General features: G+C 55.5%; 24 protein-coding genes. 5 read left to right on the top strand and 19 right to left on the bottom strand.

The genetic code is table 11. The features are described 5' to 3' along the window. Window positions 1-17: 17 nt before the first annotated feature. Window positions 18-920, top strand: coding sequence for an AraC family transcriptional regulator (locus V3851_RS09990; protein ID WP_331846394.1), 903 nt, complete (start codon window positions 18-20; stop codon window positions 918-920). An 88-nt stretch (window positions 921-1,008) separates the two neighbouring features. On the opposite strand, the gene V3851_RS09995 is transcribed toward V3851_RS09990, so the two are convergent. From V3851_RS09995 to V3851_RS10025, 7 genes are all read right to left on the bottom strand, one after another. Beyond that, the gene (locus V3851_RS09995; RefSeq protein WP_331846395.1) at window positions 1,009-2,211 is read right to left on the bottom strand and encodes an ABC transporter permease; all 1,203 of its coding nucleotides are present in this window, start codon (window positions 2,209-2,211) and stop codon (window positions 1,009-1,011) included. Further along, the gene (locus tag V3851_RS10000) at window positions 2,208-2,897 is read right to left on the bottom strand and encodes an ABC transporter ATP-binding protein (RefSeq protein WP_331846396.1); all 690 of its coding nucleotides are present in this window, start codon (window positions 2,895-2,897) and stop codon (window positions 2,208-2,210) included. Before V3851_RS10000 ends, V3851_RS09995 begins: the two co-directional genes overlap by 4 nt. After that, complete coding sequence (locus V3851_RS10005; RefSeq protein WP_331846397.1) at window positions 2,890-3,960, bottom strand: efflux RND transporter periplasmic adaptor subunit; 1,071 nt, start codon at window positions 3,958-3,960, stop codon at window positions 2,890-2,892. The genes V3851_RS10000 and V3851_RS10005 overlap by 8 nt, the downstream gene beginning before the upstream one ends. A gap of 25 nt (window positions 3,961-3,985) precedes the next feature. Further along, window positions 3,986-4,624, bottom strand: coding sequence for a YIP1 family protein (locus tag V3851_RS10010; protein WP_331846398.1), 639 nt, complete (start codon window positions 4,622-4,624; stop codon window positions 3,986-3,988). A 170-nt stretch (window positions 4,625-4,794) separates the two neighbouring features. Next, complete coding sequence (gene nadE, locus V3851_RS10015; RefSeq protein WP_331846399.1) at window positions 4,795-5,604, bottom strand: ammonia-dependent NAD(+) synthetase; 810 nt, start codon at window positions 5,602-5,604, stop codon at window positions 4,795-4,797. A gap of 107 nt (window positions 5,605-5,711) precedes the next feature. Beyond that, complete coding sequence (locus V3851_RS10020; RefSeq protein ID WP_331846400.1) at window positions 5,712-6,146, bottom strand: BrxA/BrxB family bacilliredoxin; 435 nt, start codon at window positions 6,144-6,146, stop codon at window positions 5,712-5,714. 162 nt (window positions 6,147-6,308) lie between these two features. After that, a complete protein-coding gene (locus tag V3851_RS10025) occupies window positions 6,309-8,045 on the bottom strand; it encodes a two-component system sensor histidine kinase NtrB (protein ID WP_331846401.1) in 1,737 nt (578 codons plus the stop codon). Window positions 8,046-8,184: 139 nt separating this feature from the next. On the opposite strand from V3851_RS10025, the gene V3851_RS10030 reads away from it, so the two are divergent. Next, entirely contained in the window at window positions 8,185-9,459 is a 1,275-nt protein-coding gene (locus tag V3851_RS10030) for a BaiN/RdsA family NAD(P)/FAD-dependent oxidoreductase (protein ID WP_331846402.1), read from the top strand. On the opposite strand, the gene V3851_RS10035 is transcribed toward V3851_RS10030, so the two are convergent. From V3851_RS10035 to V3851_RS10045, 3 genes are all read right to left on the bottom strand, one after another. Further along, window positions 9,460-10,737 (bottom strand): ABC transporter permease, encoded by a 1,278-nt coding sequence (locus tag V3851_RS10035; protein ID WP_331846403.1) that lies wholly within the window; start codon window positions 10,735-10,737, stop codon window positions 9,460-9,462. Between the two features lie 23 nt (window positions 10,738-10,760). Beyond that, on the bottom strand, window positions 10,761-11,465 hold the full coding sequence (locus V3851_RS10040; protein WP_331846404.1) for an ABC transporter ATP-binding protein: 705 nt from the start codon (window positions 11,463-11,465) through the stop codon (window positions 10,761-10,763). A 71-nt stretch (window positions 11,466-11,536) separates the two neighbouring features. Next, window positions 11,537-12,832 (bottom strand): MFS transporter, encoded by a 1,296-nt coding sequence (locus V3851_RS10045; protein ID WP_331846405.1) that lies wholly within the window; start codon window positions 12,830-12,832, stop codon window positions 11,537-11,539. Between the two features lie 271 nt (window positions 12,833-13,103). Between V3851_RS10045 and V3851_RS10050 the strand changes: the two genes are divergently transcribed. Then, a complete protein-coding gene (locus V3851_RS10050) occupies window positions 13,104-13,571 on the top strand; it encodes a MarR family winged helix-turn-helix transcriptional regulator (RefSeq protein WP_331846406.1) in 468 nt (155 codons plus the stop codon). 92 nt (window positions 13,572-13,663) lie between these two features. On the opposite strand, the gene V3851_RS10055 is transcribed toward V3851_RS10050, so the two are convergent. From V3851_RS10055 to V3851_RS10085, 7 genes are all read right to left on the bottom strand, one after another. Beyond that, window positions 13,664-13,840 carry a hypothetical protein gene (locus tag V3851_RS10055; RefSeq protein ID WP_331846407.1) on the bottom strand — a complete coding sequence of 59 codons (177 nt, stop codon included), beginning with the start codon at window positions 13,838-13,840 and terminating at the stop codon, window positions 13,664-13,666. A gap of 20 nt (window positions 13,841-13,860) precedes the next feature. Beyond that, entirely contained in the window at window positions 13,861-14,205 is a 345-nt protein-coding gene (locus V3851_RS10060; protein WP_331846408.1) for a hypothetical protein, read from the bottom strand. Between the two features lie 51 nt (window positions 14,206-14,256). Continuing rightward, entirely contained in the window at window positions 14,257-15,750 is a 1,494-nt protein-coding gene (locus tag V3851_RS10065; protein ID WP_331846409.1) for an MDR family MFS transporter, read from the bottom strand. 129 nt (window positions 15,751-15,879) lie between these two features. Further along, on the bottom strand, window positions 15,880-17,463 hold the full coding sequence (locus V3851_RS10070) for an ABC transporter ATP-binding protein (RefSeq protein WP_331846410.1): 1,584 nt from the start codon (window positions 17,461-17,463) through the stop codon (window positions 15,880-15,882). Continuing rightward, on the bottom strand, window positions 17,463-18,068 hold the full coding sequence (locus V3851_RS10075) for an ECF transporter S component (RefSeq protein ID WP_331846411.1): 606 nt from the start codon (window positions 18,066-18,068) through the stop codon (window positions 17,463-17,465). The genes V3851_RS10070 and V3851_RS10075 overlap by 1 nt, the downstream gene beginning before the upstream one ends. A 90-nt stretch (window positions 18,069-18,158) precedes the next feature. Continuing rightward, window positions 18,159-18,902, bottom strand: coding sequence for an energy-coupling factor transporter transmembrane component T family protein (locus tag V3851_RS10080; protein WP_331846412.1), 744 nt, complete (start codon window positions 18,900-18,902; stop codon window positions 18,159-18,161). Next, window positions 18,899-19,504, bottom strand: a complete 606-nt coding sequence (locus V3851_RS10085; protein WP_331846413.1) for a GNAT family N-acetyltransferase — start codon at window positions 19,502-19,504, stop codon at window positions 18,899-18,901. The genes V3851_RS10080 and V3851_RS10085 overlap by 4 nt, the downstream gene beginning before the upstream one ends. Before the next feature lie 206 nt (window positions 19,505-19,710). On the opposite strand from V3851_RS10085, the gene V3851_RS10090 reads away from it, so the two are divergent. Beyond that, on the top strand, window positions 19,711-20,685 hold the full coding sequence (locus V3851_RS10090; protein ID WP_331846414.1) for an alpha/beta hydrolase: 975 nt from the start codon (window positions 19,711-19,713) through the stop codon (window positions 20,683-20,685). A 7-nt stretch (window positions 20,686-20,692) separates the two neighbouring features. Here the strand turns inward: V3851_RS10090 and V3851_RS10095 are convergent, their stop codons facing one another. Further along, a complete protein-coding gene (locus V3851_RS10095; protein WP_331846415.1) occupies window positions 20,693-20,899 on the bottom strand; it encodes an aspartyl-phosphate phosphatase Spo0E family protein in 207 nt (68 codons plus the stop codon). Window positions 20,900-21,085: 186 nt separating this feature from the next. Further along, a complete protein-coding gene (locus V3851_RS10100; RefSeq protein ID WP_331846691.1) occupies window positions 21,086-21,376 on the bottom strand; it encodes a hypothetical protein in 291 nt (96 codons plus the stop codon). A gap of 135 nt (window positions 21,377-21,511) precedes the next feature. On the opposite strand from V3851_RS10100, the gene V3851_RS10105 reads away from it, so the two are divergent. Beyond that, window positions 21,512-22,012: a GAF domain-containing protein gene (locus V3851_RS10105; protein ID WP_331846416.1), complete on the top strand. Its 501-nt coding sequence runs from the start codon at window positions 21,512-21,514 to the stop codon at window positions 22,010-22,012. Window positions 22,013-22,037 lie beyond the last annotated feature (25 nt).

Here is a 22,037-nt window from a genome sequence, read left to right on the forward strand (position 1 = left end):
CTGGAGGACATTTGTTCATGAACAACGTCACAATCATTCAGCAAAGCATCGAGTACATCGAAGAGAGGCTTAATGAGGAATTGACATTAAAGGGTGTATCCCAAGCGATGCATTATTCCGAATACCATTTCCACCGGACCTTTCTGTACCTGGTCGGGGATACGGTGACCTCGTATATCCGCAAGCGCCGCCTGTCCAAAGCTGCGGAGATGCTGGCTTATACGGACCGGAAGGTGCTTGATATCGCGCTGGAATGCGGATTCGCCTCCCACGAGGCGTTTACGAGAGCATTCCGGAAGATGTACGGCATATTGCCCTCCGCCTGCCGCAGGCTCGGGTACCCTCCCTTTCTTGTCGCCAAAGCCGAGCCGCAATTCTTGCTCGAAGCCCAAAATTCTATGAAATGGGGAGAATTCTGTATGGAATATCGGATTGAGAGTCGTCCCGCTATGAGAATTATCGGCTACGCCATCACAACAACGACGCAAGGAGGAGAGAACAGCAAGGAGATCCCGGCTTTCTGGCAAACCTATATGCAGAACAGGTTAGGCGAGAAGGTTCCGGGGAAGAAAAATCCAAATGTCGAACTCGGGATATGCACTACCTATGACGAAGACGGAAACTTCCGGTATATTATCGGATTTGAAGTCGAGGAATCCGCCCAAGCTCCCGAAGGCATGGTGGAATATGAAATCCCGGAATCCACCTACGCTATCTTTACGACCCCGCCGGCCGGCAAAGACAATTTCACGGCTTCCATTCAGGAAACATGGAACGTCATCTTCGGCGAATGGTTCCCTACCTCTGGCTACGAGCAGGCCTTCGCCCCGGATTTCGAATGGTACGACGAGCGGTGCTACCCGGAAGAAGGCAAGCAAATCGATATCTACATTCCCGTAGAGCCTAAATCCAATCAATAAATCGGCCGGATTTACCCGGCTTCCGAAGCAAAAAAGTAAAGGCTCTTCCCAAGGTTATTTTCAAGCCTTGGGAAGAGCCCGTTTTTATCTATTCGTACCGCAGCGATTCAATCGGATGCAGCTTGGAAGCTTTGTTGGCGGGGTACAGTCCGAAGAAGATGCCGACCGCCGCGGAAAAACCGAAGGCGAGCAGGATCGCCCAAACCGAAACCACGAAAGGCCAGCCTGATATCAATGCGAACACATAGGCCGCGAGCAGCCCGAACAAGGCCCCGATCGTACCGCCGATAAACGAGAGGATCACCGCCTCGATCATAAACTGCAGCATAATCGTTCCCGGCGTCGCCCCGATCGCCTTGCGGATCCCGATCTCCCTCGTCCGTTCCGTTACCGACACGAGCATAATGTTCATGACCCCGATTCCACCGACAAGCAAGGAGATGCCGGCGATCGCACCGATGATCGTCTGGAGGATGGAGAACATGCTCGATACCATCTGTTCCGCTTCTTTTCCCGTTTGCGTCAAATAGGCGTCCGGATCGATCTTTTTCCGTTCGCTGAGCCAGTTTTTGATCGTCGCGATCGTCTCATCGATATTATCCTCCGAGGAAGCGACGACTTCCAGCATCCCGAACCGTTCGTTGTCTCCGGCCTCGCCGAAAGCCGCCGCGGTAACGGGCACATAACCGTAATACTGCTCGCCCTCCATCCCGCTCAGAATACTTTCCTGTTGCTTGAACACGCCGACGATGCGGAAGGTACCCTCGGACAGGACGAGTTTTCTGCCGATGGCCGCGTTTGCCGATCCAAACGCTTTTTCGGCGTATTTGGTATCGACCACAATGACCTTTTGTCTGCCCCGTTCCTCCTGAGCATTAAAAAATCTTCCCTGAACCACATCGATTTTCTGCATCTGGTCCATTTCGGAGGTGGTGGCCGTTATCGAAAACCGCAGCGTATCCTGTTTCAGTTTCGTCGTGATTCCGTAATAATTCAATGAAGAAGATACATAGCGGACTCCGGGAAGCTTGCTTATTTCCGTCATATCGCGGAGGCGAAAATAGACGTCCTCGCTATTGTCCTCTTCATTCATATTCGGATAGAGGACGAAATAACCGTCCTCATAATTGGATACGAGCGAGATAATGGAGCTCTGTCCGGCCTGCCCGATGGAGACGACCGTCACCACGGCGGCGACCCCGAACACAATCCCGATCATCGTCAAAAAGGAGCGGAGCTTGTTGATCCGCAAATTGTCCAGGGCGATCCACACGCTCTCCAGAATGCTCATACGCGGACACTCCCTTTGCGCATATCCTTCAGCAGCTTGCCGTCCCCGAACAGCAGCACGCGATCGGCATGCTCGGCGATATCCGGCTCATGGGTGACAAGGACGATCGTCGTCCCTTCCCGGTGAATCTCCTTGAACAGCGCCATAATATCCTCCGACGATTTGGTGTCGAGATTCCCGGTCGGTTCGTCCGCAAGCAGAAGCGGGGCGCCCATTGTCAGTGCGCGGGCGATCGCCACCCGCTGCTTCTGCCCGCCCGACAATTCGGTCGGCCGATGCTTGACGCGTTCCTTTAGCCCGACCTTGTCCAGCAGTTCCAGCGCCCGCTCCTGGCGCTTCTCTCTGGGAATTCCCGCATACATCATCGGCAGCGTCACATTTTGCAGCACCGTTTGTCTGCCGAGTAGATTGAAGCTTTGAAAGACAAAGCCGATTTTGCGGTTGCGGACGCGGGCCAGCTCCTCTTCGCTCAGCGCATGGACTTCTTCCCCGTCCAGCATGTAGCTGCCGGAGGTCGGCACATCCAGGCAGCCGATAATGTTCATCAGCGTCGATTTGCCGGAGCCCGAAGTCCCCATGATGGCCACAAATTCGCCCCGCTCCACCTGCAGGTTAATCCGGCTCAGCGCTTCCACTTCAAGCGGCCCGTTTTTGTATACCTTGGTGATATCCTGTAATTTAATCATGGATGCTCACCTTATCGCCGTCCTTCAGCGATTCCGCGCCTTCCGTTACGATCTGCTCACCCTTGGCGACACCCGATACAAGCTCGATCACATCGTCGCCTTCCTTGCCCGTCGTTACCGGAACCTTAACGGCCTTGTCCCCTTCGATCTTGAAGACAAAGGTTTGATCCCCTTCATATTGAACCGCGCCTACCGGAACGAGCAGCCGCTGCTTGTCCGGGATTTGCATCTCGATTGATACGTTATACCCCGCGCGAAGCTCCGGGTCAACCGTCTTTAGCGTCACCGTCATCTCCACCGACGCATCCTTCGAGGTGGTGTCGGTGATCTCCGCTACCGGAGCCAAATACGTGACTTCCCCGTCGTACGTGCCGGCGATCGATTCGCCGGTGACGACGGCCTTTAGTCCAAGGGCCGCCTTCCCCGCATCCAGCTCGTTAAGATTGGCGGTGACCTTGTAAGCGGACAGATCGGAGATCGAAGCGATCCGGCTCCCTTCCGCAATCAATTGTCCCGCATCGATATCCAAACCGGTAATCGTACCGTCCGTCACGGCGTAAACCGTGCTGTTCGCCAATTTCTTCTCCAAGGAGGCGATCGTCAGCTTGCTGCTTTGGATGGTAAGATCATAGGAAGTAAGATCAAGCTCCTCCATCGTCTGGTCCGGGGACTCGCTCATCAGCTGCTTGTAATTGTCAAAATGCTCCTTCTTCGCTTTAAGGCGCTCCGCCTCGGTCATTTGCAGGCTGATCCGTTCCTTTTCCAACTGGTCTTTGATCTCGTCCATTTTCAGCGTAAACAATACTTGTCCTTTGGTTACCGCGTCTCCCAGCTTGACACGCAGTTCCCCCACGACCCCGCTCGCGGGAGAATATACCTCCGTGGTCTCCTCCGGCTCCAGCTTGCCGTTGGTGTAGATATTTTCGGCAATCGGTCCTTCGGTCACCTCGGCGACCTTCACCGCAGCGGCCCGTTTCATATTCGACAGATTGACCAGGACGAGGCTGACGACGATCAGTCCCAGCACGACTCCCCAGATCCATTTTTTCTTTAACAATGCCATCACCCTATCCTATACATTTATGAATTTAAAAGAGCAGCACCGAACCTACCGAAAATACCAGCCAGGTTCCGACAATCCATAAGGCGACCTTTTTGCGGGGACGTCTCATCATCACCGCTGCTCCGATAACGTACAGGATCAGGTTCCAGATGCTAAACGGATTGGCCAGCGACAGCAAGCGGTAAGCTTTGCTTGCGGTATCGGTAACGAATGCCGCCAAGCTGATCGTGACATCCGTTGCGGATTCCGCTCCTGCGGCGACGCCGATAATGCCGGTCAGAAGCGAGCCCACTATTCCCGGCAGCGCCCCGAAAGAAGCCACGGACACGAGCTGCATATACTTGGCCTCGCCGCGGACGATCAGATTCAGCAGCAGAAAGAGCAAGGCAAGAATAAATACGCCGGCAATGGCGGAAATAGGCGCCATAACCCAAGTCATGGTTACGGTTTGAGCGACAAAAGAATCTATCATAGCAGGATCAATTTGCGCATTCTTCTGCAGCGTTTCGCGTGCGACTTGCTCAATTAGCGGCATTTGCAGGTAAACCGTTACCAGCGACAATACAATCGATACCGCCAAAGCGATGATCCAGGCCGTTTTGCTGTCCCTCACCCTCTTAAACGTTTCTTCCGGGGACACGAAAATCGTAAATACATTTTTCACCAGATAACCTCCCAAACTTCTTTTTCAATTCTCCCAGTTATGTACAAGAACAGTCCGCTACTATATATACGGATAAAAAGGTGAAGTGTTTCCACTAATTGGCGATAAACGAATAAAAAATAGCGCCGGAGTTTATACTCCGGCGCTTAGCTTCATGTGTTCATATTCCATTAAATTCCCGGAATGGGACTGCGTTTATGCTCCGTCTTCCGGTAGAAGGCTTCCAGACGTTCGCGGACCGCGGGGTCGACCTCTTTGCCTTCCAAATAATCGCTGTTGGCGTCGTAGGAGATGCCGAGTTCTTTCTCGTCCGTCTGACCTTCCCACAAGCCGGCCGTCGGCGCCTTGTCGATCACGCTTCTCGGCACGCCGAGATGAGCGGCAAGCTGGCGGACCTGGCGTTTATTGAGCGAAGAAAGCGGGGTGATGTCGACGGCTCCGTCTCCCCATTTCGTATAAAAGCCCGTGATCGCCTCCGAGGCGTGGTCGGTGCCGACCACCAGCAAGTTAAGCTCGAAGGCCAGCGCGTATTGGACCACCATGCGCGTCCGGGCTTTGATGTTGCCTTTGCCTTGCGGGCTCATGTGGCGGTGCTGTCCGATATTTTTGAGCCCGTGTTCGGTTTCCAGGGCAATTTCGTTGACCGCATCCTCGATATTTGTCTCCACCGTGTGCGTCAAGCCGAACGCCTTGGCCACTTCATAGCTGTGCTCGATGTCCTCCTGCTTGCCGTACGGCTGGAATACGCCGAGCGTCATGTATTCCTGCCCCGTTTCCTGCGTCAATTCGTCTGTGGCCCGCTTGCACAGGCCGGTTGCAACCGCGCTGTCGATCCCGCCGCTGATCGCGATCAACAACCCGGTCGTACGGGAGCTCTTCACGTATTCCTTCAGAAAATCCACGCGTTTGCGGACTTCCTCTTCCACGTTAATCGTCGGTTTAACGCCCAAGCGTTCAATGATTTCCTGCTGCAAACTCATTCTCTCATCCCTCCGTTTATCTGTGTGCAATATGTAAAACGCCCCGGCAAGTCGCGGTCATTGCCGAGCTGCGGGACGTTGGTCAAACTTGCGGATTCTATGGAAACTTAGCGGCAGAAACGGTCAAAAGCGCTCGTCAGATCGGCGGCGATCTCTTCGGCCGAACGGTCCTCGATTTGATGGCGTTCGATGAAATGAACGAGTTCCCCGTCCTTCATGAGCGCGATCGAGGGCGAAGACGGCGGATATGGGGCGAAATATTCGCGTGCCGTCGCCGTGGCCTCCTTGTCCTGACCGGCAAACACCGTAAACAGGTGGTCTGGAGTCAGATCGTGCTGCAGCGCCTTGGCCACTCCCGGGCGGCATTGGCCCGCCGCACAGCCGCAAACCGAGTTGACGACGACCAGCGCCGTTCCTTTCGCGCTCGGAAGCGCCTCTTGCACTTCCTCGGGGGTGCGAAGCTCCTGAATTCCCAGAGAGGTCAGTTCATCCCGCATCGGCTGAACCATATCTCTCATATATTGATCAAATGACATGGACATAGCTGTTTCACTCCTTATGAAAACTGTTGTCAATGAAGCGGATCACCCGCTCTGAAACTATATATAATTATACATTCATAAGGAAGGAAAGCAACTTTACATGGCCGGGCATATGTAAACAATCACCGTTTTTCTTTCCTTTAAAACACAATTATTCATGTTCTATTCGGCAAATCGGGCCAGATCCGCACCGTACTCCTGCGGTAAATTTCTCGCGAACGGGAAGAATACGGTAAACGTCGTTCCTGTCCCCTCCTCCGAAGCCACGCTGATCTTCCCGCCGTGACGCTCCATAATGCTGAGGCATAGCGGAAGTCCTAGCCCGGTTCCTTGGGTTTTCGTCGTAAAAAACGGCTCAAAGAGCCGCTCGCGCTGCGCCGCAGGAATCCCCGGGCCCGTATCCGTGACGAACAACTCCACCCCGTCCGTTCCGACTTTGGTTTCCAGGACCAACAGGCCCTTCTCGTCCATCGCCTCCATGCCGTTGCGTCCCAGGTTTAGAATCAGCTGCTTGATCTCCTTCTGATTCAGCCATAAATCGGGCACATTTTCATCCAGTTTGACTTCGATGCTCTGGCCCCGCAGATTGGCGTCGGCCCAAAGCAGGGGCGTCAGCTCCCGGACGATTTCATGCAGGCTGCACAGCTCCATTTTAACCGGCCGGTTCTGGGCCAGGGAGAGAAAATCGTTAATAATGCTGTTCGCCCGGTCCAATTCCTCCATCACGATCCGGTAATAATGATCGAGCGAGGACGGGCTTTTCTCCCGCATCAATTGCAGAAATCCCCGGACAACGGCCATCGGATTGCGGATTTCATGAGTAATCCCCGCCGCCATCTGGCCTACGAGGCTGAGCCGCTCGACATGGTTCATCTCGTTGCGGAACGTCTCCAGCTCCGTAATGTCCTGAATGATGAGCACCGCGCCGATGGTTTCATCGGTATGGCTTTTTTTGATCGGTGAAGTGCTGGTAAAATAGATTTGATCTCCGCTCTGAATCAGTTCGCGGGTTTTTTCGTTCTTATTCAGCGTTTTGGCGGCCAGAGAGGCCAAAATTTTAAAATCTATGCCGGAGAGCACGGTCTCCAGCTTGAGCTTAATCAGATTCTCCCGGCTTGCAACCGGATCGACCCTCCGGTATAAATGAAGAAACGTCTCGTTGATGGCCATAATGTCTCCGTGCTGATCGAGCAAAATAATGCTGAGCGGCGCCGCGTCAAGACTCTGCTGCAATTTCTCCGCTTCGCGGAAATAATTGCGCGATAGCTGCATCACTTGCAGGCGAAGCTTTTCCTTTTCGAGTGTATGCTCAATCATATAAACGAACAAGGCGCCGATCAGAAGAGTAACGAGGACATTGACCACCGCCGCGGTAAGGGAAAACAAATCGGTAGGCAGCGATCTCACTCCGGTCATAAACGGAGAAGACGTGATCATCAATTCGCCCGCAACGAAAAAACCGGACAGCGTGACTACCTTCCCGTGTCTGCCAGCCATTTTGAAAAAATTCGAGGTTAGTAGAACCATTGGATAGAGAAGCATGCCGGTTTCCAGAATGAAGCCGGAAAAGGTGAAATGAAGTGCAAATAACGGATAAAGAAGCAGGTGAAGCAGTCCGATGGCGACGCCGTCGCGAAGCCGGCCATAGAGCATTAAAGCAAACAAGGGCAAAATACCGTAATTGAGCGGAATGTCGTTCCATAATCGGGTAGAAAAAATCGTGCAAAGCAGCATACTAAAAGTACATGTATAGACGAGCACTCCGGAGTAGGATTTTTGAAGTTCGTTCCGTTCTTGGGATGAAGAGACCGAAGCGCATTTCCCATAGAACAGAGGGAACAAAAATGCAGGCAAACCGGCGATTAACATCTGCAAAAGAACTTCTTTGATCTCCTCCACGTTACCCCTCCTCTGGCGGAGAATACATCCTAATCTGAATTAAATCATAGGCGACAAAGTTTTACAATATTTCTTATTTTAGAGAAATGAAAAGAAGTTAAATTGTGAAAAAAGTACAAATCGAAAGGAAGTTAAACGAGTGAGAAAATACGAGGTTATCGTGATCGGAGGCGGACCTTCCGGCCTGATGGCGGCGATCGCCGCAGCGGAACAGGGCACGAAGGTTGCCCTGCTGGATAAAGGGGACAAGCTGGGACGCAAGCTCGGCATTTCCGGCGGCGGGCGCTGCAATGTGACGAACGTCAAAGAGATCGACGAGCTGATCGCATATATTCCCGGCGGCGGCCGGTTTCTGTACAGCGCCTTCACTTTGTTCGGCAACCGGGATATTATCGCCTTTTTTGAAAACCTGGGGATCGCGCTCAAGGAAGAGGACAACGGGCGGATGTTTCCGGTATCGGATAAAGCCAAAACCGTCGTCGATGCCCTGGTCGGCAAAGCGAGGTCGCTGGGGGTCGAACTGTTGACCCACCATCCCGTTCAAGAGGTCGTATACGGGGCGGAGAGCGTCGAAGGAGTAATTCTTGCAAACGGCGAGCGGCTTGGTGCGAATTCGGTCGTGATCGCCACCGGGGGCAAATCCGTTCCCCACACGGGGTCGACCGGGGACGGCTACCCTTGGGCCGTTGCCGCCGGGCACAGCATTACGGAGCTGTATCCGACCGAGGTGCCGATCGTCTCGAAGGAGAAATTCATTGTAAACCGGGAGCTTCAGGGCCTGTCGCTGCGCGATGTCAAGCTGTCCGTGCTTGACCCGAAGGGCAAGGCCGTGATTTCGCACCGCGGCGACATGATCTTTACCCACTTCGGCCTCTCGGGTCCCATCGCGCTGCGGTGCAGCGGGTTCATCCGCAGCGTCAAGAAGAAGTTCGGCGTCGCCGAAGTGACGATGGCCGTCAATCTGTTCCCGGACCGTTCCATGGACGATCTGGATGCCTTTTTGCGCAAGCTGGCCGCGGCCGAGCCGAAAAAGGCGCTCAAAAATGTACTGAAAGGAACGATCCCGGAACGCCTGCTTCCGCTCTTGTTCGATAGAGCCGGGCTGCCGGGCGAAACGACCTACGAGCAGCTCCCCAAGGAGCCTTGGCGCGAATTTGTGGCCTCGGCCCGGGAGTTTAAAATTCAGGTTACGGGCACCCGGCCCTTTGAAGAGGCGTTCGTCACCGGCGGCGGCGTGAATTTAAAGGAAATCAACCCGAAGACGATGGGCTCCAAGCTGAAGTCCGGCTTGTTTTTCTCCGGCGAGGTGCTGGATATTCACGGTTATACCGGCGGATACAATATTACCGCGGCTTTCTCGACCGGGTATACGGCGGGTCACCACGCCGCGAAAGCTGCGCGCGGGGAATTATAGTTATATCCCCCGCCTGCGCCGCAAGGCGCCGCCCAAGAACAGCTGCCACATTGACCCGGCCGCCCGGGCGATGAGAAAGCCCGCGGGAACGGCGGCCAGAATCCCCCACCAGGATGGATGCACGGAAGCGCCAAACGCTACCGTAAGCGCGATGACCCCGGGATACAGCAGCAATCTCATCGCCGGCGCGGCGCTGCGGTATTCGGTATCCTCCGTAAGCGGCAGGATCGTCATCAGGTCGCGGGCCAGGAAAGCCCGGCGGTGACCGTTCAGCCAGTAAGCCATCAGCAACAGTAAGGCCGCATATACGATCAGGTTGACCGGGTAAACCGGAAAGTAAACCGCGGCGCAGCCGAACAGCGTAAATTGCCAATAGAGCTTTACTTCCGGGCCGCGAAAGAAAGATTTGAACAACGATTCCGCGATGATGGCCTCGGGCTTCGCCGAGCGGAGCAACCGGCCGCTGCGGCGGAACAGCCAGGAGCGGGACCGAGGCTTCGGCGGGCGATCGACCGCGCCCGACAACAAAACGCCGGTCAGCGCCGTCTTTCGCCGCTCCTCCTCGCGGATTTCGGCGTCGAATCTGCCCCGCAGGCGGAATCGCCGCCAGGCGAGGAAGCCCGCCAGAACCAGGCTCACGGCAAGCGCCGCAAAGGCTGAAGCTGGGAGGCCGTTCCACGTGACCGTCCAGAACGTGAAGCCGCAGGCGATCAGGCCCATCGTAGCCGTGAGCAACGCCTTCTGCCGCCAGCCGGACCAGGCGACGCGAATCAGATTGTCCGCAAACAGGTGGACGGCCTTGACGCCGCAGGTGACGGCGAACACAAGCGCGATCGCGGAGCCGTCCATGCCGTAGACGCGGACCAGCAGCGGGGCGATCAGGGCAAAGCATGCCCCGATCCCTCCAAAGCTGCGAAGCATTCCCGCCAGCGCGCCGCGGATCATCAGTCCGCGCAGCCATGTCGGGCGCTGCCTGAGAAAAAGCACATCGGCCGCTTCAATATAAAGCAGAAGCCCGCCCAGTATGTAGAGAATTATCAGAAACGCGGCGGGCAAGGCGGCCAACGGCATGCGCGAGAGCCAGGCCGGAAGCTCCTCCAGCCACAGTCCGTAATAAGTCCGCCCCAGCAAAAGCGCGGTCGGAATTCCGATATACAACAAAACGACTCCGTCAAAGGTGAAACGCAGGATGGACAACTGCTTGCGCAAATGGTCGCTCCATCTTCTGACAAACAGCCGCCGTACTCCTGCGTCAGGTGTTATTTTCCCCTTCCCCATCGTGCCTCCCTTTCTTCCAGCCGTCATGTCAGAACGTCAAAGCAGTCGAATAAGGAAGCGCCCGGCAGCCCCGCGGCCAGACGGATCTCGTCCAGTGTTCCGCCGGCGGCGAGCTGGCCGTCCGACATCATGACGAAATCGTCGCAAATCCGCTCCGCGGTGTCCAGGACATGGGTGCACATCAACACGCCGGCCCCCCGGTCCAGCTCCTCTTCCAAAAGACCGAGAAATTCCTTGGTCGCCCGGGGGTCAAGCCCGATGAAGGGCTCGTCCACAATATATACGTCCGGCTTAAGCAGAAAGCCGATCATCAGCATCATCTTCTGTCGCATCCCTTTCGAAAATCCGCCCGGTAAATGATCCCGTACCCCGCTCATGCGGAATCTTTCCAGCAGGCGGCCGCCTTCGCGCTCGAATTCCTGCCCGTCCATACCGTATACGGCCGCGGCCAGGCTTAAATGCTCCCATAATGTCAGTGTATCGTAGAAAACCGGATGCTCCGGGACATAAGCGTACCTGTCCGAATCTCCGGTAAAATGTATATTCGCTTTGGCATCCGGCAGCAGACCGAGGATCGCCTTCAGCGTCGTGCTCTTCCCCGCCCCGTTCGGGCCGATCAGGCCCGTCAATACGCCGGACCTGACCGTAAGAGATATATGTTCGATTTTCGGTTTGCTTGCTTCATAACCGGCTTCTTCAATCTCGGCAATCAGCAATGTCTCCGCCATGGTGCTCTTCGCTTCCTTCCGTTGTACCGTTTCTTTTATATACGCTTCGGCCGAAGTCAAAGTTTCTTCTTCTAAGCGCCCGCCGCTTGTTGGGCCGGGATGGCTGCATCCTTGTCTCGCTTTATGATCAGCGGCATGAACAAAAGCAGCAGCATGCCGATCAGCGCCATCAAGCCTCCCGACAGTATAAAAGCTGGGGACGGGCCGAACGCGGTGACGAGATATCCCCCAAACAGCGGGCCGATGACGGAAGAAACCGAGGTCACGCTCGAAACCGTGCCGAACACCCGCCCGGTCAGCGCTTCCGGCGTCCGCTGCTGCAGGACGACCTGGAAGGGGATGAACGTCATTCCCGCCCCGAGGCCCGCCAACAGAAACAGCAGCGCCACAAGCGTATAGCCCAATTGGTTGAAAGGACCATACAGAGCGAATAGCCCGGCCCCTCCCATGACGATTCCCAGCATCGCACCGCCGGACCCCATCTTGGCCAAGGGGGACCAGCGGCGAAGCAATTGGGAAATCCCGGCCGCCGTCAGCGCACCCACACCGCTTAGCGTGATGCACCATCCAAGCATATTTTCCGGCATGCCGGGAATATCGCGGAACAGAACAACAGTTTGCGAATCGGCTATTTGAAGGACCAGCAGCCCCGTCGCCATAGCCAAAAGCCCGAAGGAGATGATCGGTATGCCCGCGATCACCTTCATCCCGTCGGCCATTTCCCGCCATAATCCCGGTTTGGTTCCGCCGGGCTCCTCTTTTATTTTATCCGCGGAGGCTGCGGGCTTACCCGGAACGCCGAACAAAATGGCGGCGGACAGCAGAAAGGAGGCCGCATCGATGATAAAGCAGGAGGAAATGCCGACGGTAACGGCGAGCATCCCGCCCACCGCCGGGCCGATAATTTTCGTACCCTGCTCGATGATCGCGCTGTAAGACACGGCTTTTCCCATATGCTCCGGGGCTACGATTTCCTTCAGTTTGCCGTTCTTTGCCGGGTAAAAAAGCACATCAAACGCGCTTTTGGCGACCATCAGGACATACACCTGCCATAGCTGAGACACGAAGACGAGCCCAAGCACGACGAGCACCCGGCTCAGATCCGAGATGATCATCAGCTTTTTGCGTTCCAGCCGGTCCGCCAGCATCCCGGCGAAAGGCCCGCCTATCAGCATCGGCAGCAGGGCGGAGAGCATCACCATCGTGATCTGCCAAGGTGTGGCGTTCCATTTTAGTCCGACCATCATCAACAGCGCCAATAAGTGCAGCCAGTCTCCCAAATTGGAGACCAGTTGCGAAGCCATTAAGGCCAAATAGGAACGGTTGTGCAGCAGTCCTTTTTCAGCGCCGAGGGTTTGTTGCTCCATGTTTATCATCCACCTGTTCACTTTAATCTTTTGAGATAATCATAAATGAACGGTGTATCCCGGACATCCGCCGGATGCCCGATTGTCGGAAGACCCTGGGAATGAAATTCGTCTAGGCCCGGGGATAGAGAAAAATAAAGTACTTTTAAAAATTAAAATCTGAATAATTGTGATAAATTATATTTTTTTTAAAAAATCCGTGGTCTAAGATAAAAACAATGATCCTAACTACTTTAAACACTGTCAAAATATAGAATAAGGCGGGATGAACATGTTGAAAACCGAAGAACGCGGAACCGACTTGTCACTTCATCTATACCGGGTATTTAGCAAATCGTTCAAAAGCGTCAACGAGCATGCCGTAACCGGAAGCAAAATACAAGGTTTCAATCCGACGGCTTTCGCCGTAATGGAAGTGCTGTACTACAAAGGCGCGCAGCCGATTCAGCAAATCGGGGCCAAGCTCCTGCTGCAAAGCGGCAATGTCACCTACGTTATAGACAAGCTGGAGTCGGCCGGTTATTTGCACCGCACGCCATGCCCTCGCGACCGGCGCGTCATTTTCGCCGAGCTCACGCCGAAGGGTAAAGAACTGATGGACCAGCTCTATCCGGAATTTGCCGAGCGGATCAACTACGCGCTGAGCGGCCTTAACGACGAAGAGAAGCAAGTGATGATCGAATTGCTCAAGAAAATGGGCCGGGAAGCCGAAAAGCTGGCCCCGTTGGCCCGGAAATAATCGTCCAGGAATCGATAAGGATGTCATAACAAGCAAAAAACGGCCGATCAAGGGTTTTTCGACCTCTGATCAAGCCGTTTTTTTGTTTCGTTCTAATGTGAAGGATTCATATCCGTTTCCTTATTATGATTACGGGCGTCATGGTGGCGGCGGTCATTCACGTCCTGCTGCAGCTGCTGCGCTTGGTGGCTGTTTACGGGGGATTGCTCCAAATCGTGAACGACATTTCCCAGGTTTTTGTCGCCGGGGAATCCTTTGGCTCTCGTCATTCCGAGCGACCTCGCTTTCTTTAAGTGGGATTTGTAATCCGGTGCAGCGCCTGCGCGCATTCGTGGAGATGGCGGACATAGTCCTCGGTCAGCTCCTGAATTTTCTCGCTACGTTCATTGATCGTGACCCCGTCCCTCTCCACATCGACCAATTCCACGCGAACTTCTCTCGGATCCATATAGGAGCATTCAAAGTCGAACGAATAATACTGGCGTCCCTCCGCATCGATGTGAATACGCAATCCCTGCGGGTTCCCGCGGTCGGCTTCGACCTTTACCGAGTCCCCTGGATTCAAGTATTCCGGCAATTGCTGCTGCCAGGCATGGACGAGCGAGCTCTGGTCCAGACTCAATTCCTCATTCATACTGTACTAACACCTCCCCTTTCCCGTTATGGTGCGGAGGAAGGCAGGGTTTTATACCTCTTCCGGTTCAGGCTCGGGCGCTTTGCTGCGCAAACCGAGCGTCGACAAGATGCCGAGAACCGCCAGTACCGCCATTATAATGAACAAAGTATGCAGGCTTCCGCCCAGCACATGCTTCAATTCGCCCCATAATTCCCTCGGCAGCAAATGGACTTTCTCCGGCGAGAGCAGATTGTTGATGTCATCCTGAGACACCTGAACCCCGGAGGCGGTTCCCTGAGCTGTACGGGAAGCGATTCCGTAGTTGATCAAGGCGCCGAACACCGTTACGGCAATCGTCTGCCCGATCGACTTGATGAACGAATTGAGGGCGTTGGAGGCCCCGCGCAAATTGTAGTTGACCGACGATTGGGCGATGATCGTAAACACGGCGAACGAGAAACCGAAGCCGATACCGTACAGCGCGTTAAAAATCAGCATGAACAGCAGCGGCGTCCCTTCATGAATAAACGCCATCCCTAAGGCCCCTGCGGCGATAATCAGCATCCCGATCAACGAAGTCAGACGCGAGCCGCGGCTGACAATCCAGCGCGAACCAAGGACCGAACCGAGCATCCAGCTGATCGACATCGGGGCGAGCACCAGGCCGGAAATGGTGGCGTTCTTGCCCAGTACACCCTGCACCCACAGGGGCAGGTAAGAGGTAAGCCCGATCAACAGGGCGCTGGCCAGCAGGCTCGCCAGGTTGGAATAGGCGATATCCCGGATGCGGAACAATTTTAACGGCACCAGCGGCTCTTCGGCCCTTTTTTCCACGATAAAAAACGCAACGATCGATAAGGCCGCCAAAGCGAATAAGCCGATCAACAGCGGCGAATCCCAAGGGATTTGCTGCCCTCCCGTCGCCAATGCAAACAGCAGCGCGGTCACTCCGACGGTAAAGGTAACGGCTCCGGCAATATCGATTTTGGCTTTTTGCTTTTGAACATCTTCTTTTAAATATTTGATGATAAAGACAAGCGACACCAGGCCGAACGGAATATTAAAGCCGAATACCCAGCGCCAGTTCAGCGAATCCACGAAATAACCGCCGAGCAGCGGTCCGATCAAAGAGGATATCCCCCAAACCGAACTGATCAACCCTTGGGCCTTCGCCCGTTCTTCGATCGAATAAATATCTCCGATAATGGTGAAGGTAACCGGGGTCAAGCCGCCCGCCCCGATCCCCTGGATCGCGCGGAACAGGATCAGCTGCTCCATGCTTTGCGCGAACCCGCAGAGCATTGAACCGGCCAGAAACAGCACGGAACCGATAACGAATACCGGCTTTCTTCCGTACAAATCGCTGATTTTGCCAAAAATCGGCGTCGTTACGGCCATAGTCAATAAATAGGCGGTAAACACCCAGCTGAGCAGCTCGACGCCGCCGAGGTCGCCGACGATTCTCGGCCCGGCCGGACCGATAACCGTTCCTTCAATCGCAGCGAGAAACGTGGACAACAGCAACCCGATTAAAATATAATTTCGCTTTAATGCAGTACCCAAAATAATGACATCCTTTCTCTATGTAGCGGACACTCATAAGACATCATTATATAAGAAGCCTCTGTAAAAAGAAAGACAGCAAACCGCTTGGGCATAAGCCCCGGGGCTTGCTGTTCTTGGATCATGGATCTATGATTTTGCCCGCAAAACGCCGCCGGAGAGATTCCACACGATCGTGTCTTCCCCGGCAAAATACTCAGGTTCATGCGTGATCATGATCAGTGCGGTTCCTGCCGCCACCGCTTTTCGGCAAAGCCCGGCGAGCACGGACGCACCCGCGTAGTCCGTACCGGCCGTCGGCTCGTCGAGCAGGATCAGCTTCCTTCCGGCGGCCAATCCCGCCGCCGCGCTCAGCAGGCGTTTCTCCCCGCCGCTAAGCAGGTACGGCGATTCCTGCTCCCGCCCCTCCAGGCCGATGAGCCCGAGCCATTCCTGGGCCTGCCGGAGAAGCGGCTCCGGCGTCTTGTCTTTAGGGCGGAGCCTGAGGGCGCTGCGCGGGCCGAACAGCAGCTCGTCCAGCACCGTGGCGGCGACGAATTGCTGCTCGGGATGCTGAAAGACATAGCCAATGTCCGCCGCAAGTTCGTAGAGCGACAGCTCCGAGGCGTCCCGCCCCCGCCAGAACACCGTTCCGGGCGGCGGGGTTTCCAGTCCCAGCACGAGCCGGGAGATCGTTGTTTTGCCGGAGCCGTTGTCTCCGCAAAGCATATGCCATTCGCCTGCGCGCACCCGCATATGCACATCTTGCAGCACCGGGGACCCGGTGGGCTCCGGCGTCCGATTGCGGCGCGGGCGGCGGCGCGGCTTCGGCGCGCCGTAGGCGAAGGAGAGGCCGCGGATGTCCAGCAGCGGCGGCGGGGTTGGCTCGGCGGGCTCCGGAGACGGTGCGCCGGTGAGGACCGCGGACCGGCTGCTGCGAGGCAGAGCCGGCAGCAGCCCGAGGCCGCTCAGCAGCGGCCGCCGCTCGCGCAGCAGCTCCGGCGCCGGGCCGTCCGCCGCGATGCGGCCCTCGGCCAGCACGACCAGTCGCGGCGCGGCAAGGGCGAGCTCGTCGAGCCGCCCCGTGACCGTCACCAGCGTGACGCCCGACTGGTGAAGGCCGCGCAGGAGCGCCGCCAGACGCCGGCGGCCCCCGGCGTCAAGGCTCGCCGCCGCCTCGTCGAGCACGAGCACCCGCGGCGCAAGTGCCAGCACGGACGCGATCGCGGCGCGCTGGCGGCCCCCGCCGGACAGCTCGTGCACGCTGTCCCGCCGCCGCTCCAGCAAGTCCACGTCCTGCAGAGCGGCGGCCACCCGGCGTTCGACCGTTTCCGCCGGGAGGCAAAGATTTTCCGGCCCGAACGCGGCCTCATCTTCCACCCGCCCCCGGACAAGCTGGGCGTCCGGGTCCTGAAACACGGTCCCGATGGCCTTCGCCAATTCCGCGATTCCCGCGGACGCCGGATCAAGTCCGTGTACCGTGAGCCTGCCCTCGCGAACGCCTCCACCCGCCCGCGGCAAATACCCGCTCAGCAGCCCGGCCAAGGTCGACTTGCCGCTGCCGCTCGGCCCGGCGATCGTCACCCACTCCCCGGCTCCGATTACAAGCGAGATTCCTTCGACAGCCGGGCGGGCGTCAGGTTCATAGGCATAAATCACATCCTGAAGAAATATGGCTGGAACGCCGCTATTCCCCGATGCGATATTCCCGGATGACGGCCGCTTGTCCCGCATTAACCTTGAGCCTCCCGCTTAACAACGGCAAACCGCCGCAGCAGCCCGCTGCGTGCCAGTGCGTCGCCAAGCAGCTTGGTCAGCAGACCGCATAGCACCACCCCGCTTAGAATGCGGACCACAAGGGCGATTAGCAGGATATCCGTTCCCCATTTGATATATCCGAACATCAAGGCCGCAAAGAAAAACCAAATCGGCACCATGGCGCCCCCTGCCAGAAGCATGACAGGCAGGCTCCATTTTCTGTAGCGAACGAGCGCAAACACGGCCTCCGCCACGACAATATAGCAGGCGGCGGCCACAAAGCAGGAAGCGATTCCGTAAGCCGATCCCATAAACGCCTGAACGACCGCGCCGATCCCGAAGGTGATCACCGCCGTTCCCGGCTTTCGAATTATGTAATAAGCCAGAAGCCCATAGATCATATATAATCCGGTTATCGTAGAAGTGGCGATCGGTCCGCCGATGCCGTTAAGCACCTGATTTAGCTGTGAGAGGAATACGGTCATGACGGCGTTGGCGGCGGCCAGCATCGCCATCAGCACAATATCCAGCGTGGTGAACGCTTTGAAAACGGAAACTCCTTTTCGTTCTTGATCCTTCATTTGTTGCTCCTCCATCCCAATCTAATTGTCAACCTTGTCCATAACTATAGGTTGACAATTAGAATTCGTCAAGGCCCTTTTTACGGGGACTTATATAAACCATAACCCGGCCGTGGCTGCGATACTCCCGATCATTAGCGCATAGCCTTCGGCGGTTACCTTGACCTGACGCAAAAAGGTGCGGGCTTTGTAAGCGCCGAATCCTTTGGCTTCCATCGAGCCCGCGGTATGCTCCACCCGCCGAACCGCTCCGGCAAATACCGCGACTAGGTTTCCACGCCATGCCCGCAGGCGTTCACCGGGACCGCGCGGCCTCCGGCCGTACCGGATTTTGCGGGCTTCAGCCGCGCTTTTCCCCTCCGCCTCCAGCAGCGGAAGAAATGTCAGCGCCATCGATATGCCGAAGGCAAAGCGATAGGGCAGCTTTAACGACACCGTCATCATCGTTACGAAATCCTGCGGGTCCGTCGTTTCAATATAAATCAGGGAGGACAGAAACAGGCAAGCCACCCTCAGCGTCACCGCCGCGGCATAGGATAACGCCTCTCCCGACAGGCGAAACGGGCCCCACTCGATAACGGCCGGTCCGCCGGGGACCGCGAGCGCCGTCAGCACAAACAAAGGCAGCCCGAACCAGGCGATTTGCCGCAGCCTTGCCATCAGTTTGCCGGAGCTTACTCCCCCTCCATACCGTGCAATAAGCATAAGTGCCACAAGCATGACGACCAGCGGCAGCGGCTCGTCCCAATGCATCGCCAACAAAGCGGCGCAAAACAAGGAAACCAGCTTGCTGAGCGGATCGAGCGTCAGCAAGGGAACATGCTTTTTTTTCAAGTTAAACGCCCCCTCCCAGGTTCGACCGTTTCGTCCGTTTTGTCGGGAACATATTCCCGTTTTAACAAAGCATACATCAACAAATCGACAAACCCGATCTCGGTCTTCTGATACTCCCGGAGCAATCCCTCCTCGCGGAAGCCAAAAGACCGGAGCAGCGAGCGGGACGCCGCGTTTCTCGGATCGACCAGCGCTTCGATGCGGTTAAGGCCCATCGTCCCGTAGCCGAAGGCCAGCACCATCCGCAAAGCCTCGGACATATAACCCCGTCCCCAATATTTGCGCCCGAGATCATAACCGATTTCTCCCCGGTAAGCCCCGGCAAGCTCCCATACATTAAATCCGCAACTCCCGATCAGTCTTCCGCTTTCTTTTAACTCGATTCCCCAGCGCAGCGCATCCTCGCTTTCGGCGAGCCCGTTAAGCAGGTCGATCATTTCGCAGGTATCTTCCACCGAGGAAAATGGGGGAATATTCATATACTTGGTAACCTCCGGATCGCTCCAATACCGGTGTAATTCGCGGGCATCCCCCCGGTCCATCCGTCTAAGACGCAGTCTTTCGCTCTCGAGCACCGGTATTTCACCGCCGCATTTATACATCGTTTTCCCCCCTGCCGTATGAAGCCTTGGGCATGAAATCCCGTTCACTTATATAATCACATAAGCGGGCCGGACGTCAAAGCTTTTACGCCGCCGCGATACAACGGGGATTCGCCGCGAATCAGGCCGTGTCCGTGATATTAACATCCTTCTTGGTGATAATATGAATATATATTGCGCGAAAGCAAGGAGGCATGCACCTGCTGATGTTGACAATTCTAATTCTCGCCGCGCTGCTGTTGCTCCTGCTTACAGCGGGACTGACCGGATTCGCTTTTCGCCTGATCACCCAAATGAAGCTGCAGCCACCCGAAAGGATATTTGAATATTTGGAATCGACAGGGGTATACTCCCGGGAACGGTTCGACAATCTGGCGAAAAAAGAGGTGCAAGTGACCTCGAAGGATGGACTCACACTTTACGGATACGCTTTAGAATTCAATCCGGAGAATAAACGCTGGGTCATTATCGTACATGGATATACGGTATCCCTTTACGTTTCCGCCCAGTACATAGATATGTTCGATCAGAAGGGCTTTAGCGTACTGCTGATCGACCAGCGCCGGCACGGTAATAGCCAAGGTCGATATACCACATACGGCTTTATGGAAAAATACGATGTAGCGACATGGGTGCAGTGGGTATTGGAGCAATACGGGGAGGATTGCGTGATCGGTCTGCACGGACAATCGTTCGGCGGGGGTACGGTGCTCGAGTATCTCGGAATCGCGGACCGCCGCGTCAAATTCGTTGTGGCCGACTGCCCTTATTCCGATCTCACCAAGCTGATGCGTCACCAGATGAGGGTATTGAACAAGATTCCTACATTTCCGCTTCTGTGGTTGGTCAACCGGAGAATGCAGCGCGTGGCAGGGTTCAGGATGGAACAGGTAAGCCCGCTTAAAGCGGTGGGGCACAGTGTGATGCCCGTGCTGTTTGTGCACGGAACCAAAGACAATTACGTACCGACCTATATGAGCATGGAATTGTATGAACGCAAGCCGGAGCCAAAGCGGCTATTATTGGTGGAAGGGGCCGTTCACGCCAATGCCTATGGCGTCAACCCCAAACGATACGCCGAGGAAGTTCATGCCTTGATTGAGTCCGCAATCGGAATGGAGGGTCTTTCGGAGGAATATTACTCATTGCAAAATGAAGCGGAACCCGCCGCAGCCACCTAAGGCCGGCTTATCTGCCGAGCATTTGATTCTGCGCCATAACTATATAATGGTCCAACCGCTGGCTCAATTCCACCACGGCTTCGCTGTTAAAACTGTTATCTTCCGCGGCGACCATCAGCTCCGACCGTAAACGTTCGATCATTTCCGTCAATTCAAGACTAACCTTCTGGCGGCCCGGGGTCCTGCTGAAGTTCTTGAAGGAGGGATAGGCCATAAATTTCACCTTCTTTATCTTCTTGGAGCCCATTGTATCGAATGATGCCAAAAAACATATTTTACAAATTTTAAAAATATTATCAGTCTTTGTCGGAGGGTGTAAAAAATCCAGCTAGAAAATCCCATTCGCAACAGGTCCTTACTTTTGCCCGCTTAAGGGCGGGGAGCCCCATTCCGGGGCGGGCTAAGCCCGGGGTTGCCGGTCCGGCCGCACCGCCTCGCACAAACGCTCCACAGCGGCGCGAATTTCCTTTAATTCTTCCATGCCCGCGCCGGTTACGGAATACACATCATCATGAGCGGTAAGAAAATTGTCTTCGGCCAAACGCTCCAATTCCTGCTTCACCTCGCGTTCGCCCACCTTATATCCTTGCGCCTCCAGCAGTTGCAGCGTATCGCTGACGGTGAGGTCCTCGATTGTCGCCTGATGGAGCATCCGAATCCGAATCAACAAATTTTGTACATCCGCACGCATTAACAGTTCCCCTTTCCCGCTGGTGTCGTAAGCAGTTTGTTTCAATAAAAAATTACCCTCCGCAAAGTAGGCGGAAACAGCGGGAAATCAAGTATAATGATTTATTGTACAGCAATCAAAGGAGGTTACTCTGCCATGTTTCATTCCGGTGAACTGACAGGCACGCGCGAAGAGCAGCACACCGCGGTCCTGTCCCAGCTTCAATCGCTGATCGAAGGGGAAAAAAGCGCGGTCGCCAATCTGGCCAACGCTTCCGCGCTTCTTCATTACTTTTTGAAAGATATCAATTGGGTAGGTTTCTATCTGTTTGACGGACAAGAGCTGGTGCTTGGCCCGTTCCATGGGCTACCCGCCTGCATCCGCATTCCGATGGGCAAAGGCGTCTGCGGCACAAGCGCCCTGCAAAGGGAAACGCTGCGGATCGAGGATGTGCACGCCTTCCCGGGCCATATCGCCTGCGACGCGGCGTCGAACAGTGAAATTGTCGTCCCGCTCGTGAAAGAGGGGCAACTGCTCGGCGTGCTCGATATCGACAGCCCGCTCAAGGGGCGCTTTGACGAAGCGGATCAAGACTTCCTGGAGCGTTTTGCACAAGTGCTGACTGAAGGTCTGACGCTTCCGCTCTCGCTATACTGAAGGCAATTCCGCAAAAATAATACCC

This window comes from Paenibacillus haidiansis, from assembly GCF_036553665.1.
GTDB classification, from domain to species: Bacteria; Bacillota; Bacilli; order Paenibacillales; family Paenibacillaceae; genus Fontibacillus; species Fontibacillus haidiansis.